This is a genomic window from Pseudomonas sp. CYM-20-01, assembly GCF_023169845.1.
GTDB classification, from domain to species: Bacteria; Pseudomonadota; Gammaproteobacteria; order Pseudomonadales; family Pseudomonadaceae; genus Aquipseudomonas; species Aquipseudomonas azotoformans.
In genome coordinates this window covers 5389504-5406794 of record NZ_AP025169.1, presented here as the reverse complement: position 1 = coordinate 5406794, position 17291 = coordinate 5389504, and the positions used below count along the sequence as shown (strand labels likewise).

12 protein-coding genes are annotated in these 17291 nt (G+C 61.5%); 8 read left to right on the top strand and 4 right to left on the bottom strand.

The genetic code is table 11. From position 1 onward, the window contains the following. Positions 1–76: 76 nt before the first annotated feature. A complete protein-coding gene (locus M2497_RS24450; RefSeq protein WP_248483804.1) occupies positions 77–2971 on the bottom strand; it encodes a ribonucleoside-diphosphate reductase subunit alpha in 2895 nt (964 codons plus the stop codon). A 553-nt stretch (positions 2972–3524) separates the two neighbouring features. On the opposite strand from M2497_RS24450, the gene M2497_RS24445 reads away from it, so the two are divergent. Then, positions 3525–4250 (top strand): response regulator, encoded by a 726-nt coding sequence (locus M2497_RS24445; RefSeq protein ID WP_248483802.1) that lies wholly within the window; start codon positions 3525–3527, stop codon positions 4248–4250. Next, positions 4247–5857 carry an ATP-binding protein gene (locus tag M2497_RS24440; RefSeq protein ID WP_248483800.1) on the top strand — a complete coding sequence of 537 codons (1611 nt, stop codon included), beginning with the start codon at positions 4247–4249 and terminating at the stop codon, positions 5855–5857. The genes M2497_RS24445 and M2497_RS24440 overlap by 4 nt, the downstream gene beginning before the upstream one ends. A 4-nt stretch (positions 5858–5861) precedes the next feature. Here the strand turns inward: M2497_RS24440 and M2497_RS24435 are convergent, their stop codons facing one another. Beyond that, a complete protein-coding gene (locus tag M2497_RS24435) occupies positions 5862–6578 on the bottom strand; it encodes a 4'-phosphopantetheinyl transferase superfamily protein (protein ID WP_248483798.1) in 717 nt (238 codons plus the stop codon). A 135-nt stretch (positions 6579–6713) separates the two neighbouring features. On the opposite strand from M2497_RS24435, the gene M2497_RS24430 reads away from it, so the two are divergent. Genes M2497_RS24430 through M2497_RS24420 form a run of 3 tightly spaced genes read left to right on the top strand, consistent with a single transcriptional unit; the run spans position 6714 to position 9061 of the window. Beyond that, on the top strand, positions 6714–7022 hold the full coding sequence (locus M2497_RS24430) for a hypothetical protein (protein WP_248483796.1): 309 nt from the start codon (positions 6714–6716) through the stop codon (positions 7020–7022). Positions 7023–7040: 18 nt separating this feature from the next. Then, positions 7041–7718, top strand: a complete 678-nt coding sequence (locus M2497_RS24425; RefSeq protein ID WP_058427484.1) for a response regulator — start codon at positions 7041–7043, stop codon at positions 7716–7718. After that, positions 7715–9061, top strand: coding sequence for an ATP-binding protein (locus tag M2497_RS24420; RefSeq protein ID WP_248483794.1), 1347 nt, complete (start codon positions 7715–7717; stop codon positions 9059–9061). The genes M2497_RS24425 and M2497_RS24420 overlap by 4 nt, the downstream gene beginning before the upstream one ends. Positions 9062–9180: 119 nt before the next feature. Here M2497_RS24420 and M2497_RS24415 read toward each other — a convergent pair whose 3' ends face one another. Further along, positions 9181–10179: an AraC family transcriptional regulator gene (locus M2497_RS24415; protein ID WP_248483792.1), complete on the bottom strand. Its 999-nt coding sequence runs from the start codon at positions 10177–10179 to the stop codon at positions 9181–9183. Positions 10180–10517: 338 nt separating this feature from the next. Between M2497_RS24415 and M2497_RS24410 the strand changes: the two genes are divergently transcribed. The 3 genes from M2497_RS24410 to M2497_RS24400 all read left to right on the top strand — a co-directional run bounded on the left by M2497_RS24410 (position 10518) and on the right by M2497_RS24400 (position 13563). Further along, entirely contained in the window at positions 10518–11849 is a 1332-nt protein-coding gene (locus M2497_RS24410; RefSeq protein WP_028617588.1) for a dicarboxylate/amino acid:cation symporter, read from the top strand. Between the two features lie 140 nt (positions 11850–11989). After that, the gene (locus M2497_RS24405; RefSeq protein WP_248483789.1) at positions 11990–12976 is read left to right on the top strand and encodes an XdhC family protein; all 987 of its coding nucleotides are present in this window, start codon (positions 11990–11992) and stop codon (positions 12974–12976) included. Then, positions 12973–13563, top strand: a complete 591-nt coding sequence (locus M2497_RS24400; RefSeq protein WP_248483787.1) for a nucleotidyltransferase family protein — start codon at positions 12973–12975, stop codon at positions 13561–13563. Before M2497_RS24405 ends, M2497_RS24400 begins: the two co-directional genes overlap by 4 nt. Positions 13564–13721: 158 nt before the next feature. On the opposite strand, the gene rne is transcribed toward M2497_RS24400, so the two are convergent. After that, a complete protein-coding gene (gene rne, locus M2497_RS24395; RefSeq protein ID WP_248483785.1) occupies positions 13722–16865 on the bottom strand; it encodes a ribonuclease E in 3144 nt (1047 codons plus the stop codon). Between the last annotated feature and the right edge of the window lie 426 nt (positions 16866–17291).

The following is a 17291-nucleotide window of genomic DNA, read 5'->3' as shown; positions in this document are numbered from 1 at the left end:
CCTGTAAGCCCGGTTGAAATCCTGGGCTTACAGGGGGCTCGCTGTTTCAGGTAGTTAAACCTGAAAGTGCCTCAGCTTACTGGCAAGCTTCGCAATCCGGCTCGTCAATCGCGCAGGCCTTTGGCACTGGCGCCGGGCCGGCTGGGGCTGCAAGCACCGAGTCATCACCATGGTTGCCGCTGGAAACCGCGTTCAGCTTACCGGTGTTGATGGTTGACTTCTCGGTGCTGGTCGCGGCCAGGGCACGGAGGTAGTAAGTGGTTTTCAGGCCACGGTACCACGCCATGCGGTAGGTCACGTCCAGCTTCTTGCCCGAAGCGCCGGCGATGTACAGGTTCAGGGACTGCGCCTGGTCGATCCACTTCTGACGACGGCTGGCGGCGTCAACGATCCACTTGGTGTCCACTTCGAAGGCAGTCGCGTAGAGCTCTTTGAGTTCCTGCGGGATGCGCTCGATCTGTTGCACGGAACCGTCGTAGTACTTCAGGTCGTTGATCATGACCGAGTCCCACAGGCCGCGAGCCTTGAGGTCGCGAACCAGGTACGGGTTGATCACGGTGAACTCGCCCGACAGGTTCGATTTCACATACAGGTTCTGGTAGGTCGGTTCGATCGACTGCGATACGCCGGTGATGTTGGCGATGGTGGCGGTCGGTGCGATGGCCATGATGTTGGAGTTACGAATGCCTTTCTGCACACGGGCACGTACCGGCGCCCAGTCCAGGGATTCGTTCAGGTCGACGTCGATGTACTTCTGGCCACGGGCTTCGATCAGGATCTGTTGCGAGTCCAGCGGCAGGATGCCCTTGGACCACAGCGAACCCTGGAACGTCTCGTAGGCGCCGCGCTCGTCGGCCAGGTCGCAGGAAGCCTGGATCGCGTAGTAGCTGACCGCTTCCATGGACTTGTCGGCGAACTCGACCGCTGCATCCGAACCGTAAGGAATGTGCTGCAGGTACAGCGCATCCTGGAAGCCCATGATGCCCAGGCCAACCGGACGGTGCTTGAAGTTGGAATTCTGCGCCTGTGGCACCGAGTAGTAGTTGATGTCGATGACGTTATCGAGCATGCGAACAGCGGTGTTGACGGTGCGTTCCAGCTTGGCGGTGTCCAGCTTGCCGTTGACGATGTGGTTCGGCAGGTTGATCGAGCCCAGGTTGCAAACGGCGATCTCGTCCTTGTTGGTGTTCAAGGTGATCTCGGTGCACAGGTTCGAGCTGTGGACCACGCCCACGTGCTGCTGCGGGCTGCGCAGGTTGCACGGGTCTTTGAAGGTCAGCCATGGGTGGCCGGTTTCAAACAGCATGGACAGCATTTTGCGCCACAGGTCTTTGGCCTGGATGGTCTTGAACAGCTTGACCTTGCCTGGGTACTCGGTGAGGGCTTCGTAGTACTCGTAGCGCTCTTCGAAGGCTTTACCGGTCAGGTCGTGCAGGTCCGGCACTTCGGATGGCGAGAACAGGGTCCACTTGCCGTCATCGAAGACACGCTTCATGAACAGGTCAGGGATCCAGTTGGCGGTGTTCATGTCGTGGGTACGACGACGGTCATCACCGGTGTTCTTGCGCAGCTCGATGAACTCTTCAATGTCCATGTGCCAGGTTTCCAGGTAGGCGCACACCGCGCCTTTGCGCTTGCCACCCTGGTTTACGGCTACAGCGGTGTCGTTCACCACTTTCAGGAACGGCACGACGCCCTGGGACTTGCCATTGGTGCCCTTGATGTACGAACCCAGCGCACGCACCGGGGTCCAGTCGTTGCCCAGGCCACCGGCGAATTTGGACAGCATGGCGTTGTCGTGGATCGCGTGGTAGATGCCCGACAGGTCATCCGGCACGGTGGTCAGGTAGCAGCTGGACAGCTGTGGACGCAGGGTGCCGGCGTTGAACAGGGTCGGGGTCGACGACATGTAGTCGAAGGACGACAGCAGGTTGTAGAACTCGATGGCACGGTCTTCTTTGTGCTTCTCTTCGATCGCCAGGCCCATGGCCACGCGCATGAAGAACACTTGCGGCAGTTCGAAGCGGATGCCGTCCTTGTGGATGAAGTAACGGTCGTACAGGGTCTGCAGGCCCAGGTAGGTAAACTGCTGGTCACGCTCGTGGTTGATCGCCTTGCCGAGTTTTTCCAGGTCGAAGGTGGCCAGGACCGGGTTCAGCAATTCGAATTCGATACCCTTGGCGATGTAGGCCGGCAGGGCTTTGGCGTACAGGTCGGCCATCTCATGATGAGTGGCGCTCTCGGCGACTTTCAGGAAGCCCAGGCCTTCGGCACGCAGGGTGTCCATCAGCAGGCGCGCAGTCACGAACGAGTAGTTCGGCTCGCGTTCAACCAGGGTACGGGCGGTCATCACCAGGGCGGTGTTGACGTCGGTCAGGGCCACGCCGTCGTACAGGTTCTTCAGGGTTTCGCGCTGGATCAGGTCACCGTCGACTTCTTCCAGGCCTTCGCAGGCCTCGGTGATGATGGTGTTCAGGCGGCCCAAGTCCAGCGGTGCAAAGCTGCCGTCGGCCAGGGTGATACGAATCGACGGATGCGCTTGCACGGCGGCTTCTTCGGCCGGGGAGCGTACGGCACGTTCCTTGGCGCGCGAATCACGGTAGATCACGTAGTCGCGGGCGACTTTCTGCTCGCCGGCACGCATCAGGGCCAGTTCGACCTGGTCCTGGATTTCTTCGATGTGGATGGTGCCGCCCGATGGCATGCGACGCTTGAAGGTCGCGGTGACTTGTTCGGTCAGGCGGGCAACGGTGTCGTGGATGCGCGACGAGGCAGCAGCGGTGCCGCCTTCAACTGCAAGAAACGCTTTGGTGATGGCGACGGTGATTTTGTCATCGGTGTAAGGAACGACAGTGCCGTTACGCTTGATCACGCGCAATTGGCCGGGTGCAGTGGCGGACAGATCCAGGTTCGAATCGGCGGCCTGCGGCACGGAGCCTTGCGGGTTCTCGCGAGTTGTGTCGGTTTGCATGGGGGGTTGTCTCCACGTTCTATATTTGATTGCGAGTGCCAGGCTCTTCCTGCAACACCCGTACCGTTTTCCATATCGGGGATGGGAAACAGCTGCCATCCGCGTGAGCGGTTTGGTCTACTGAAAATCGGTTGGTTCCATGCTGCGCTAGCAATAAAACGCTTGAATTTCGAGCCACTTGTGTGGTTGGGTGATTTCTGTGAAAACCCCACATGTAGGGTCTTCTGTAGTGCCGAGGTACAAGATAATGCGTTTTTGAGGGGTTAGCAACGCAGTAACCTGTGGATAACGCTGTGGGTAAAATGTGTAAGAAAGGTAGAACAGCCGTGTAGGCCGCATTGCTGCTGGATTACACCGTTTGTCATTAAATGTTACGGGCTCAAAACAAGCGGCCCATTTTCGAAGGGCGCGAACCCTATCACAAAAAAACGCGATCACCGAATGGATTTCCCGGCTTGTGTTTGAGGGCTGGCCCATGGCTACAATCGCCCACATCGGGCTAAGAAGTGACCCACATCATGCCCGCCTTTTATGACAGACATTGAGGTCACCCGTGGAGCAAGAAGCCTGGCAGGTATTGATAGTCGAAGACGACCAGCGATTGGCCGAATTGACCCGTGAGTACCTGGAGAGCAACGGCCTGCGGGTCTCGGTGGAGGGCGATGGTGCCCTGGCGGCGGCGCGGATCATCGCCGAACAGCCCGACCTGGTGATCCTCGACCTGATGCTGCCCGGCGAAGACGGCCTGAGCATCTGCCGCAAGGTGCGCGAGCGCTATGACGGCGTGATCCTGATGCTCACCGCGCGCACCGACGACATGGACCAGGTGCTGGGCCTGGACATGGGCGCCGACGATTACGTGTGCAAACCCGTGCGTCCGCGCCTGCTGCTGGCACGCATCCAGGCCTTGCTGCGGCGCAGTGAGCCGGCCGAGACCGCCAGCGTGGAGAACCTGCGCCGCCTGCAATTCGGCCCCCTGGTGGTGGACAATGCCCTGCGCGAAGCCTGGCTGAATAATGACGGAATCGAACTGACCAGCGCCGAGTTCGACCTGCTGTGGCTATTGGTGGCGAATGCCGGGCGCATTCTGTCCCGCGAAGAAATCTTCATTGCCCTGCGCGGCATCGGCTACGACGGCCAGGATCGCTCCATCGACGTGCGTATTTCTCGCATCCGCCCCAAGATAGGTGACGACCCGATCCACCCGCGCCTGATCAAGACTATCCGCAGCAAAGGCTACCTGTTCGTCCCCGAAGCCGCCGCCGACATGCCGCTGTGAACTCGATCTTCCTGCGCATCTACGGCGGCATGTGCGCGGCGCTGATCCTGGTGGCGCTGCTCGGCGTACTCGCCCTGCACCTGCTCAACGAGGTGCGCAGCGGTCAGTACCGCGAGCGCCTGGCCCATGGCACCTTCGCCTTGATGGGCGACAACCTGCAACCCATGAGTGCCATCGAGCGCCAGCGCGCCCTGGCGGTGTGGGAGCGGTTGCTGGGGATCCCGCTGGAGTTGCGCCCGCTGGCCGATGCTCAACTGGACTTGAGCCAGCGCAATCGCCTGCAACGCGGCCAGGTGCTGGTGCAACAGACCGGGCCACATGCCGCGCGGGTACTGCGTTTGGTCAGCGAGCAGGAGCCGCTTGTTCTAACCGGTGAAGTGCAGCAGATCAGCGAACAGCTGGCACGCGCGACCATCTACCTGCTGGCCGATGAGCTGGTGCGCTTCCCGGTGGCCGAACAGCCGCAACGCCTGGCGCAGATAAAGGAAGCCAAGGGCTTTGGCTTTGACATGCACCTGATGCCCCTCGACCAGGCTGATATGGATGAAGACCAGCGCCGTCGTGTATCGGAAGGCGATACGGTGATGGCCCTGGGCAAGGGCGGCGATTCGATCCGCGTGTTTGCCGGCATGGTCGGTACGCCGTGGGTGCTGGAGATCGGCCCGTTGTATCAGATGAACCCTTACCCGGCGCAATGGCTGATCCTGATCGCCTTGATCGGCCTGACCCTGATCGGGCTGATCGTCTATCTATTGGTGCGCCAGCTTGAACGTCGGCTGCGCGGTCTGGAAGCCGCCGCCACGCGGATCGCCAAGGGCAACCTGGAAGTCCGGGTGCCGGCCCGTGGTGCCGATTCGGTGGGGCGGCTGGCGGCGGCGTTCAATGGCATGGCCGAGCATTTGCAACAGCTGCTGGCGATCCAGCGCGAACTGGTGCGCGCGGTGTCCCACGAGCTGCGCACGCCGGTGGCACGCTTGCGTTTTGGCCTGGAGATGGTCGGCGACGCGACTACCGTCGAGGCGCGGCGTAAATACCTGGAGGGCATGGACAGTGACATCCAGGACCTCGACGGCCTAGTGGATGAAATGCTCACTTATGCGCGCCTGGAACAAGGCTCGCCAGAGCTGAATTTCCAACGGGTCGACCTTGATGCGTTGCTCGATCAGGTGATCGGCGAATTATCGCCACTGCGTCCGCAAATAAATGTAGCCCGTGGTATTTGCTTGTCTTCGGCGCATTGGGACGACGCCTGGGTCGATGCCGAGCCGCGCTACCTGCACCGTGCGTTGCAGAATCTGGTGAGCAATGCCATGCGCCACGCCCAGGGCCAGGTGTTGATCAGTTATCAGGTGGGCCAGGTACGCTGCCGCATCGACGTGGAAGACGACGGCCCCGGCGTGCCGGAAAGCGCCTGGGAGCGCATCTTCACGCCCTTTCTGCGCCTGGACGACAGTCGCACCCGTGCCTCGGGCGGGCATGGCCTGGGGTTGTCGATTGTGCGGCGAATTATCTATTGGCACGGTGGGCGGGCGTTGATCAGCAAGAGCAATAACTTGGGCGGCGCGTGTTTCAGTTTGAGTTGGCCCAGGGATCAGGATAAATCCTGATGGATCAGGCGCTGACTGCGACCAGACTCAACAGCTGCCCATCACCCACCGCAAACTGCCCCACCAATTCCTTGCCATGGCACCATTCTTCGGACAGGTCCGTCAGCAGCCGCAGCCGCAGATGCCCGGCCTCTGACCATTCCAGCAACTCGGCATGCTCAAAGTAGAAACGCTTCTGCACAATGGGGTAGAGCGCCTTGAACAGGCTCTCCTTGGCGGAGAACGTCAGCGTCACCAACTGCGCTATCTGCTCTCTTGGCAAGGCGGCCATGCGTTGCAGCTCATCAGCCGTCAGGATTTCCCCGGCCAACCGCTCCGCTCGTTCCAGGCTCAGCACATTCTCCAGGTCCATACCCAGCCCGCGCCATTGCGCCTTATGCGCGACAATCGCGGCGGCGTGCCCGGTGCTGTGGGTGATGGAGCCGCTGATGTGCGCGGGCCACACCGGTGCGCGGTCTTCGCCGATCGCGGGGATGCAGTCGAGGTGGTCGAGTTGTTGCAGGGCGGCACGGGCGCACAAGCGACCGGCGAGGAACTCGGCCTGGCGCTTGGCCACCGAGCGCTGGATGCTCGCCGGTGGCGGCACGGCACAGCGCTGGAAGTCGCCAGGCGTGAGCAGGGCCGGGTCAAAACGCGTGCTGAGAAACACCGTGCCGGGCAACGATTCGGGCAGCGGCCAATGGACGTCGAGTGGGGTGCAGCAAGCGGGTAGCGGATTCATGGGCGGTATTTTGCCGAGTTGAGGGGCGCGAGGATAGCCCGCTGTGGTTCAGGTGGGGTTCAGAGCCCGTTCAGGGGGAGTTCAGGGGCGCCTGCGTAGTCTGGGGCATACAGCCAAACGCATAGAGGTAACACCATGACTGCGATCAAACAGCTGATGTTGGCGTTAACCATGCTCAGTGCCACCGCTGGGGTCCAGGCATCCGACGGCGCCTTCGCCGCATTCGGCGGTGAAAAAACCAAGAAATCCAGCACCTTGATCCAGCGTGTCAGCTTCGAAGAAGTGGGCAGCCAACCCACGCCCTGGGGCCAGTCCCTGGGGCTTGTCACCCCGCAGGCGGGCTATCGCGCCGGTTATGAACACCTGACCGGCCAGTTCAATGGCATAAAACTGCGCCCGCAAGAGCTGCAGGGCCGCTATGATATCCCTCTGTCGGACAGTTGAATTGCCTTGGAGAGCCTTATGAAATTGCTGGTGGTGGAAGATGAGGCGCTGCTGCGCCATCACCTGTTTACCCGCCTGACCGACAGCGGGCATGTGGTCGAGGCCGTGGCCAATGCCGAAGAGGCGCTGTACCAGACTGGCCAGTTCAACCATGACCTGGCGATCATCGACCTGGGCCTGCCCGGCATGGGCGGCCTGGACCTGATTCGCCAACTGCGTACTCAGGCCAAGACCTTTCCGATCCTGATCCTCACCGCCCGCGGTAACTGGCAGGACAAGGTCGAAGGCCTGGCTGCGGGTGCCGACGACTACGTGGTCAAACCGTTCCAGTTCGAAGAGCTGGAGGCGCGGATGAACGCCTTGCTGCGCCGCTCCAGTGGCTTTACCCAGTCGACCATCGTTGCCGGGCCGTTGCTGCTGGATCTCAACCGCAAGCAGGCGTCGCTCGAAGAGCAGCCGCTGGCGTTGACCGCCTACGAATATCGGATCCTTGAATACCTGATGCGCCATCACCAACAAGTGGTCGCCAAAGACCGCTTGATGGAACAGCTCTACCCCGATGACGACGAGCGTGATCCGAATGTCATCGAGGTGCTGGTCGGCCGCCTGCGTCGCAAGCTGGAAGGCCCGGCCGGGTTCAAGCCGATCGACACCGTGCGTGGCCTGGGCTATCTGTTCAATGAGCGCTGCCGTTGATTCGCTCGCTACGCGTGCGCTTGATGCTGGCGGCCGCGACCTTGGCCGTGCTGTTCATGCTCGGCCTGTTGCCGGCCATGCAAGGGGCGTTCAGCCTGGCGTTGCAGGATTCCATCGAGCAGCGCCTGGCGTCGGACGTCACCACCTTGATCTCTGCCGCGCGGGTCGAAAACAACCGTCTGCTGATGCCGGCGCAGTTGCCCGACGAACGCTTCAACCTCACTGACAGCCGCCTGCTCGGCTACATCTACGACCGCGAAGGCCACCTGGTGTGGCGTTCGCGGGCGACCAAGGAAGAAAACATCAACTACAAACCGCGCTACGACGGGCGCGGTAACGAGTTTGCACGGATTCGCGAGGCCAACGGCCAGGAATTCTTCGTGTATGACGTCGAGGTCAGGCTGCTGGGCGGCAAGAGCGCCGCCTTCAGTATCGTGGCCCTGCAACCGGTGCGCGAATACCAGTTGACCCTGGAAGGTCTGCGCGAAAATCTCTACCTGGGCTTTGGCGCAGCCTTGCTGGTGCTGTTGACCTTACTGTGGCTGGGCCTGACCTGGGGCCTGCAAGCCCTGCGGCGGCTGAGCCAGGAACTCGACCAGATCGAAGGCGGCACCCGTGAGAGCCTCTCCGAACAGCACCCCCGCGAATTGCTGCGCCTGACCGGCTCCCTCAACCGCTTGCTGCACAGCGAGCGTGAGCAACGCGTGCGCTACCGCGATTCCCTCGACGATTTGGCCCACAGCCTGAAAACCCCGCTCGCCGTTTTACAGGGAGTGAGCGAAGAAATGGCCCAGCGTCCGGAAGATCGCGAGCAGGCCCGGGTGCTGCAATCGCAGATCGAGCGCATGAGTCAGCAGATCAGCTATCAGTTGCAGCGCGCCAGCCTGCGCAAAAGCGGCCTGGTGCGCCACCAGGTGCGCCTGGAGCCGGTGCTGCAAAGCCTGTGCGATACGCTGGGCAAGGTCTACCGCGACAAGCGCGTCAGCGTGTCCTTTGACCTGCCGGAAGAATGTGACGTGCCAATCGAGAAGGGCGCCTTGTTGGAGTTGCTCGGCAACCTGCTGGAAAACGCCTACCGCCTGTGCTTGAGCGAAGTGCGCATCAGCCTGGTGGAAAGCCTGGAAGGCACCGAGCTGTGTATTGAGGATGACGGGCCTGGCGTGCCGCCGGATCAGCGTGCACGAATTCTGCAACGGGGTGAGCGCCTGGATCGCCAGCACCCGGGGCAGGGGATTGGCTTGGCGGTGGTCAAGGACATCATCGAAAGTTACGGTGCGCGGCTGACCCTGGGCGATTCGCCATTGGGTGGCGCCGCTTTCAGGATCCACTTCCCGGCTTTGTGATCTTTATGGGGTGTGCAGGCCTCATCGGGGGCAAGCCCCCTCCCACATTTTGATGTTTGAACACATTCAAAGGTGGGAGGGGGCTTGCCCCCGATAGCGTCAGTCCAGGCGCTACATCTCTAACTCTCTTTTGCTCGGTAAGCCCCCGGCGTCAACCCCGTCCACTTCTTGAACGCCCGATGAAACGCCGACGGTTCGGAAAACCCCAACTGCTCGGCAATCTCCTGCAACGACAAATCCGCGCGCCCCAAATGATAGATGGCGATGTCCCGCCGCAGCTCATCCTTGAGTGCCTTAAAGCTGGTGCCTTCCTCGCGCAAATGCCTGCGCAGGGTCTGCGGGCTGATGTGCAGGTGCTGGGCGACGGCTTCCAGGTCGGGCCAAGGTGTACGGTCGCGGCTGAGCAAGCGGCGTAGCTGGCTGCTCAAGCTGTCGCCTTCATCCGGGCGTGACAGCAGGTCGGCGGGGGAGCGCTCAAGGAAGTGCTTGAGCGTGCGTTCGTCCTGCAGCAGCGGCAGGCTCAGGTAGCGGCTGTGAAACACCAGGCTGCTGTTCGGTGCGCCGAATATCTGGGCACAGGGAAACAATAGGTCATATTCGCCGGCGTGGGCCGGCATCGGGTAGCTGAAGGTGGCCTGGTGCAGGCGGATGCGTTGGCCGATCAGCCAACTGCCGAGTCGATGCCAGATCACCAGCAGGCATTCGCTGAGGAAGTGATCCGGGTCCCACAGTTGTGAGTCGTCCAGGCTCAAGCGGGCCATGTCGCCTTCGCGTGTCAGCTGCCAGCGTGGGCCTTGCGCAAATAGGCTATAAAACAGTAAGCCGCGTTCCAGAGCCTTTTCCAGGGTGCGGCAGTGGATGAGTGCGTGGCACATCATGGCGAAGGTGCCGCGTTTGCTCGGGCCGTCGGCAAACCCCAGGTATTCATCGTCCAACGCCAGCCAGAGCATTTGCAGCAGCCGGGTAAATTGTTCCGGTGCGATGCGGGCGCGGGGTTCGGTCAACAGTTCCGGGGTGATGCCTGCCTGCAACAGCAGGCCCGAGTAGTCGTAGCCCGCCCTGCGCGCGCCGCCGAGGGCTGCCCGAGCGTAATGGCTGGCGATGGTACGTTCACGCATGCGAAGGCCTCGTCCATGGAGAGGCGGATGGTAGTTATCCTCGGGTAGGGTCACAAGGCGGATATCCGCCAAATTGTAGGACGGGATTGGGCCGCTGGGCGGAAATCCGCCACTCGATGGGAGGCTTGGGAGGGGGGCGGATAAGCCCAAGCCCTGATGTCTAAAGGCCTTCAGGGTTTTTCAGAAAAGTGGCACGGCCCTTGCGATAAGGATTACAGCGCAGGCTGGACCTACAGACCTCGCAAACAACAAATCCCTCCAGTGCAGGAGGGTTCGCAATTCAAGTGTCGTGGGCAATGGCGGATATTTGCCACACGGGACGATTGAGGAACTTTGCAATGACGACTCGTCAGCCTATCTACAAATCCCTGTACTTCCAGGTGATCGTTGCAATCGTTATCGGTATTTTGCTCGGTCACTTCTACCCACAGACCGGTGTGGCCCTCAAGCCGCTGGGTGACGGGTTCATCAAACTGATCAAAATGGTCATCGCCCCGATCATCTTCTGCACCGTTGTCAGCGGCATCGCTGGCATGCAAAGCATGAAATCAGTGGGCAAGACCGGCGGCTACGCGCTGCTGTACTTCGAGATTGTTTCCACCATCGCGCTGCTGATCGGCCTGATCGTGGTGAACGTCGTGCAACCGGGCGCCGGCATGCACATCGACGTAGCGACCCTGGATGCTTCCAAAGTCGCGGCCTACGTGACCGCCGGTAAAGACCAGAGCATCGTCGGCTTTATCCTCAACGTTATTCCGAACACGATCGTCGGTGCCTTCGCCAACGGCGACATCCTGCAAGTGCTGATGTTCTCGGTGATCTTCGGTTTCGCCCTGCACCGCCTGGGTGCCTACGGCAAGCCGGTACTGGACTTTATCGATCGCTTCGCCCACGTGATGTTCAACATCATCAACATGATCATGAAGCTCGCGCCAATCGGTGCCCTGGGCGCCATGGCATTCACCATCGGTGCCTACGGTGTGGGTTCGCTGGTGCAGTTGGGCCAGTTGATGATCTGCTTCTACATCACCTGCATCCTGTTCGTGCTGGTAGTGCTGGGCGGTATCTGCCGCGCTCACGGTTTCAGCGTGATCAAACTGATCCGCTACATCCGTGAAGAGCTGTTGATCGTACTGGGTACTTCCTCTTCCGAATCCGCACTGCCACGCATGCTGATCAAGATGGAGCGTCTGGGCGCGAAGAAATCCGTAGTAGGCCTGGTGATTCCAACTGGCTACTCGTTCAACCTCGACGGTACTTCGATCTACCTGACCATGGCGGCCGTGTTCATCGCCCAGGCGACCGACACCCACATGGACATCACCCACCAGATCACCCTGCTGCTGGTGCTGCTGCTGTCTTCCAAAGGCGCTGCAGGCGTGACCGGTTCGGGCTTCATCGTACTGGCGGCCACCCTGTCGGCCGTAGGTCACCTGCCGGTTGCCGGCCTGGCGCTGATCCTGGGTATCGACCGCTTCATGTCCGAAGCCCGTGCGCTGACCAACCTCGTAGGTAACGCCGTTGCCACCATCGTCGTGGCCAAATGGGTCAAGGAACTGGACACCGACAAGCTGCAAAGCGAGCTGGCGTCCGGCGGCACCGGTATCTCGGAAACCCGTGAACTGGATGACCTGGGCGTGGCCGAAGGCCCTGCACCTGTGGTCAAGTAAATCGCCGATGGCGTGAACTAACGCCGACAGCAACGCACAAACGCCCCGACTGGTTCGGGGCGTTTGCGTTTCTGGCGCGTCACTTCGGCGACTTTTGTTTTACAGTGAATGACTCGGTTTTAACGCTTGCAGGAGGTTATGTGGACAGTGTGGATCTGAATGTCCTGCGCAGCGTGCTCGAATGGCGCCGTGCCGGACAGCGAGTGGTGTTGTACAGCGTGGTCCAGACCTGGGGCAGCGCGCCGCGCCCGCCGGGCGCCATGCTGGCGTTGCGGGGCGATGGGGTGGTGATCGGCTCGGTATCGGGCGGGTGCATCGAAGACGACTTGATTGCCCGCCTGCAGGATGGCCGGCTGCCTGAAGACGGGCCGCCGGTGCAGTTGGTGACCTACGGCGTCACCCGCGATGAGGCCGCGCGTTTTGGCCTGCCGTGCGGCGGCACCTTGCGCCTGACCGAGGAGCGGGTGGACGAGTGGGAATGGGTGGCTGAGCTGTTGGCGCGTTGCGAGGATCATCAGATCGTCGCCCGGGAGTTGGACCTGGCCACTGGCAAGGTGACGTTGAGCAGTGCAAGCAAGACCGATGTCGTGACCTTCGACGGTGAACGCTTGCGGGCCATCTACGGCCCACGCTGGCGCCTGCTGTTGATCGGCGCCGGGCAGCTGTCGCGGTATGTGGCGGAAATGGCGCGCCTGCTGGATTTCGAAGTACTGATCTGCGACCCGCGTGATGAGTTCGTCTACGGCTGGGAAGAGCAGCACGGCCGCTTTGTGCCGGGCATGCCTGATGACGCAGTGTTGAATATCCAGACCGACGAGCGCACGGCCATCGTCTGCCTGACCCATGACCCGCGCCTGGATGATATGGCTTTGCTGACGGCGCTGAATTCCTCGGCGTTCTACATTGGTGCCCTTGGTTCACGTGTCAACAGCCAGAAGCGCCGGGAGAACCTGGCGGCGCTGGGGTTATCGACGCAAGCGATTGCGCGCCTGCATGGGCCGATCGGTTTGCATATCGGCAGTCACACGCCGGCGGAAATCGCATTGTCGTTGATGGCGGAAATTGTCGCGATCAAGAACGGCGTGGCACCGATGCAGAAGAAACCGCTGCCGGTGGTGGTTGAGTGAGCATCACCGCGATTGTGCTGGCGGCGGGACAGGGCAGCCGGTTTCGCGCGGTGGCAGGGGCTGACCAGGATAAGTTGCTGGCTGATTGTGTGGGCCTGGATGGCGTCGTTCGGCCAGTGATCGAGCAGGTGCTGAAGAATCTGCCGAGTGCCGTGGCTGATCGTTGGGTGGTGACTTCAGCCGATCGTCCCGAAGTAATTCGCTTGGCAGAGATCTACGGTTGCAAGGTGTTGCTGCTGCGCTCGGCCGGCATGGGCGACAGTATTGCCGCTGCGGTTGCAGCCAGTGCTTCGGCGAATGGCTGGCTGGTGCTGCTGGGAGATATGCCGTTTATTCAGTCATCGAGCATTGAGCGAGTGATTGCGGGGTTGGAGGAGGGTGGCATCAGTGTGCCGGTGCAGGACGGGCAGTACGGGCATCCTGTGGCGTTTGGCCGGGTATTTGGGGCGCGGCTGATGGCGCTGAACGGTGACCGTGGGGCGAAATCTCTGTTTGCGCAGGCGGCGGTGCGTGAAGTCGTGGTTGAAGATCCTGGCGTACTCTGGGATGTCGACCTGCCACACTGCCTGAATTTCGAACCGATCTAAGTGTGGGAGGGGGCTTGCCCCCGATTGCGCTGGATCAGCGGCGGATGGGTTGGCTGATCCTCTGCTATCGGGGGCAAGCCCCCTCTCACAATAGGTTTTGGGTGCATAAAAAAGCCCCGCCTGATCACTCAGGCGGGGCTTTTTAGTTGCTGCGGGAATCAGACGAGAGGTTTGCTCTCGTGCTCTGCTTCCTGTGCTGCGGCTGCGGCAGCAGCAGCAGCGGCTTCAGCTTCCTTGCGGCGACGACGCACTTCACGTGGATCGTTCGGCGCACGGCCGTTTTCGGTCAGGGCGCTGACCGGAGCGGCTTCAACCACGGGTGCAGCCACTTCGGCAACCACCGGCGCTTCTACCACCGGCGCAGGTTCAACGGCCGGAGCGGGCTCAACCACTGGGGCTGGCTCGGCAACCACAACTTCGGCAACCGGTGCCGGCGCTTCTTCTACCGCTGGGGCAGGTGCTGGCGCTTCGACCGGAGCGGCAGGCTCGGCAGTCCATTGGAAGGCGGTCTGTTCTTCACGAACTTCACGAACTTCTGGAGCAGCATCAACCACTGCTTCAACCACTGGTTGAGGCTCGACTACCGGTGCTTGCTCAGCCACCGCTTCAACTTCTGGCAGGGCTTCTTGAACCGGAGCAACTTCCACTTCAGGAATAACCGGTGCTTCGATCGGGGTAGTCGCTTCAACAACAGGCGCTTCTACGGCTGGGGTTTCGGCAGCAGGTGCTTCAACGACCGGCGCTTCAACCACCGGGGTCTGGGCAGCAGGTGCTTCTACAACGACGGCTTCTTCAACAGTCGCGGTAGCGCGCTCAGCCTGCTCGTGAGCCTGGGCTTCAGCCGGAGCGCTGATGACCGAGCTGGCAACGGCAGCGGTAACGGCCAGGCCGGCAGCCAGTTCGGCGCCAGTCGGTTCGCCGGTAGCGGCCTCTGCGTTTTCGCCGGTCTCTTCCGAGCCTTCGATCACGTTGCCGTTGGCATCACGCTGACGCTCACGACGGTTGCTGCGACGACGCTGGCCACGGGAGCGGCGGCGTGGACGATCGCCTTCGGCGCCTTCCTGACCGTCTTCCTGCAGTTGCTCTTCGCCGGTCAACACTTCTTCTTCGCTGGCGGCAGCGGCCTGTTCGGCACGTGGTTGACGCTCTTCACGCGGAGCGCGAGGCTGGCGTTCTTCACGTGGCGCACGTTCTTCGCGCGGCTGGCGAGCCGGGCGTTCCTCGGCAACAACAGCGGCACCGGCAACGGCTGGCGCAGCGTCCAGCGGCTCACGAAGTTCACGCACGCGTTCTTCGCGCTCGCCACGTGGCTTGCGGTCTTCACGCGGGGCACGTGGAGTACGCGGTGCGCGCTCTTCACGCGGTGCCCGTTCTACGGTCGGGGTTTCTTCACGGGCTTCGCGAGGCGCACGCTCTTCACGTGGGACGCGTTCTTCACGCGGCGCACGCTCTTCGCGCGGCTTGCGCTCTTCGTCACGACGGCCGTTGCGGTTACGGCTCTGCTGGCGACCGTTGCGACGCTCTTCGTTGCGCGCTGGGCGCTCGGAGGCCGGTTTTTCAACCACGACCGGCGCGGCTGGCTCTTCCTTGGTGGCGAACAGGCTTACCAGCGACTTCACCAGGCCTTTGAACAGGCTTGGCTCAGGCATTACGGCCGGAGCGGCAACCGGAGCGGCGGCTTCAACCGGAACCGGTGCGTTGGCACGGGCCGGAGCAGTTTTCACGGCGGCTTCCTGGCGGACCAGGGTGCGGGTCGCGGCGGCTGGCTGCACTTCTTCGACTTCGGCGGCAGCTGCGGCGATTTCGTAGCTGGACTGGCCGCTGTGGGCTTCCGGGCTGTCATCACGCAGGCGCTGCACTTCGAAGTGCGGCGTTTCGAGGTGGTCGTTCGGCAGGATGACGATACGGGCACGGGTGCGCAGTTCGATCTTGGTGATCGAGTTGCGTTTTTCGTTGAGCAGGAAAGCTGCAACCGGAATCGGCACTTGTGCGCGGACTTCGGCGGTGCGGTCTTTCAGGGCTTCTTCTTCGATCAGGCGCAGGATCGCCAGGGACAGCGATTCAACGTCACGGATGATGCCGGTGCCGTTGCAACGCGGGCAGACGATGCCGCTGCTCTCGCCCAGGGACGGACGCAGGCGCTGACGGGACATCTCCAGCAGGCCGAAGCGCGAGATGCGGCCGACCTGTACGCGGGCACGGTCAGCTTCCAGGCATTCGCGGACTTTCTCTTCCACGGCGCGCTGGTTCTTGGCCGGGGTCATGTCGATGAAGTCGATCACGATCAGGCCGCCGATATCACGCAGGCGCAGCTGGCGGGCGATTTCTTCAGCCGCTTCCAGGTTGGTCTGCAGGGCGGTTTCTTCGATGTCGCTGCCTTTGGTCGCGCGCGCCGAGTTGATGTCGATGGACACCAGGGCTTCGGTCGGGTCGATCACGATGGAGCCACCGGAAGGCAGTTCGACCACGCGCTGGAAAGCGGTCTCGATCTGGCTTTCGATCTGGAAACGGTTGAACAGCGGAACGCTGTCTTCGTACAGCTTGATCTTGCTGGCGTACTGCGGCATCACCTGGCGGATGAAGGTCAGGGCTTCGTCCTGGGCTTCAACGCTGTCGATCAGCACTTCGCCGATGTCCTGGCGCAGGTAATCGCGGATGGCGCGGATGATCACGTTGCTTTCCTGGTAGATCAGGAAAGGCGCGGAACGATCCAGGGAGGCTTCCTTGATGGCGGTCCACAGTTGCAGCAGGTAGTCGAGGTCCCACTGCATTTCTTCGCTGCTGCGGCCCAGGCCGGCGGTGCGCACGATCAGGCCCATGTCGGCCGGTGCGATCAGGCCGTTCAGCGCTTCACGCAGTTCGTTGCGCTCTTCGCCTTCGATGCGACGGGAAATACCGCCGGCACGTGGGTTGTTCGGCATCAGGACCAGGTAACGGCCAGCCAGGCTGATGAAGGTGGTCAGGGCGGCGCCCTTGTTGCCACGTTCTTCTTTTTCGACCTGGACGATGACTTCCTGGCCTTCGCTCAGGACGTCCTTGATGTTCACGCGGCCTTCGGGGGCTTTCTTGAAGTATTCGCGGGAGATTTCTTTGAGGGGCAGGAAGCCGTGGCGCTCGGAGCCGAAATCGACAAAGGCAGCCTCAAGGCTTGGTTCGATGCGAGTAATACGGCCTTTATAGATGTTGGCCTTCTTTTGCTCGCGTGCACCGGATTCGATGTCCAGGTCGTAGAGGCGTTGGCCATCTACCAGTGCAACACGCAACTCTTCGGGTTGAGTTGCGTTAATCAGCATTCTTTTCATGTTGTACCGTCGGTTTCCGGGCTGCCGGAAACGGCGTTCGGCACACACGACTTCTCACGGTCGGTGTCAGGTGCGTCAAGAGTGGTTGGCCACTCCAGTGTCCAGCAATAACGAGCCAATTGGGCCGGTATCGCGACGGACGCGTCCTGCTTGTTAGCGGTGGTGACAAAGGCACCACTTCAACAAAAGCTAAGGTCAGGAGGAGGAATCAACCGGCGACTGTGGACGAGATGAAGCGTCTAAATATAAGCCTAGTGCTACACGGTCCGACGGTTGTGCATCTCCACCCTACACGTATCCCTGATAATTCGGGTGCTGCCGCGCGCAGAATCCGCAGCGGGTTGGCATTTACCGTGTTCTCCAATGGGGAGTCCACGCTCATGGCTAAACAAGACTAGGTGTGGGCGGTTGCGCTCTCACTCAGCT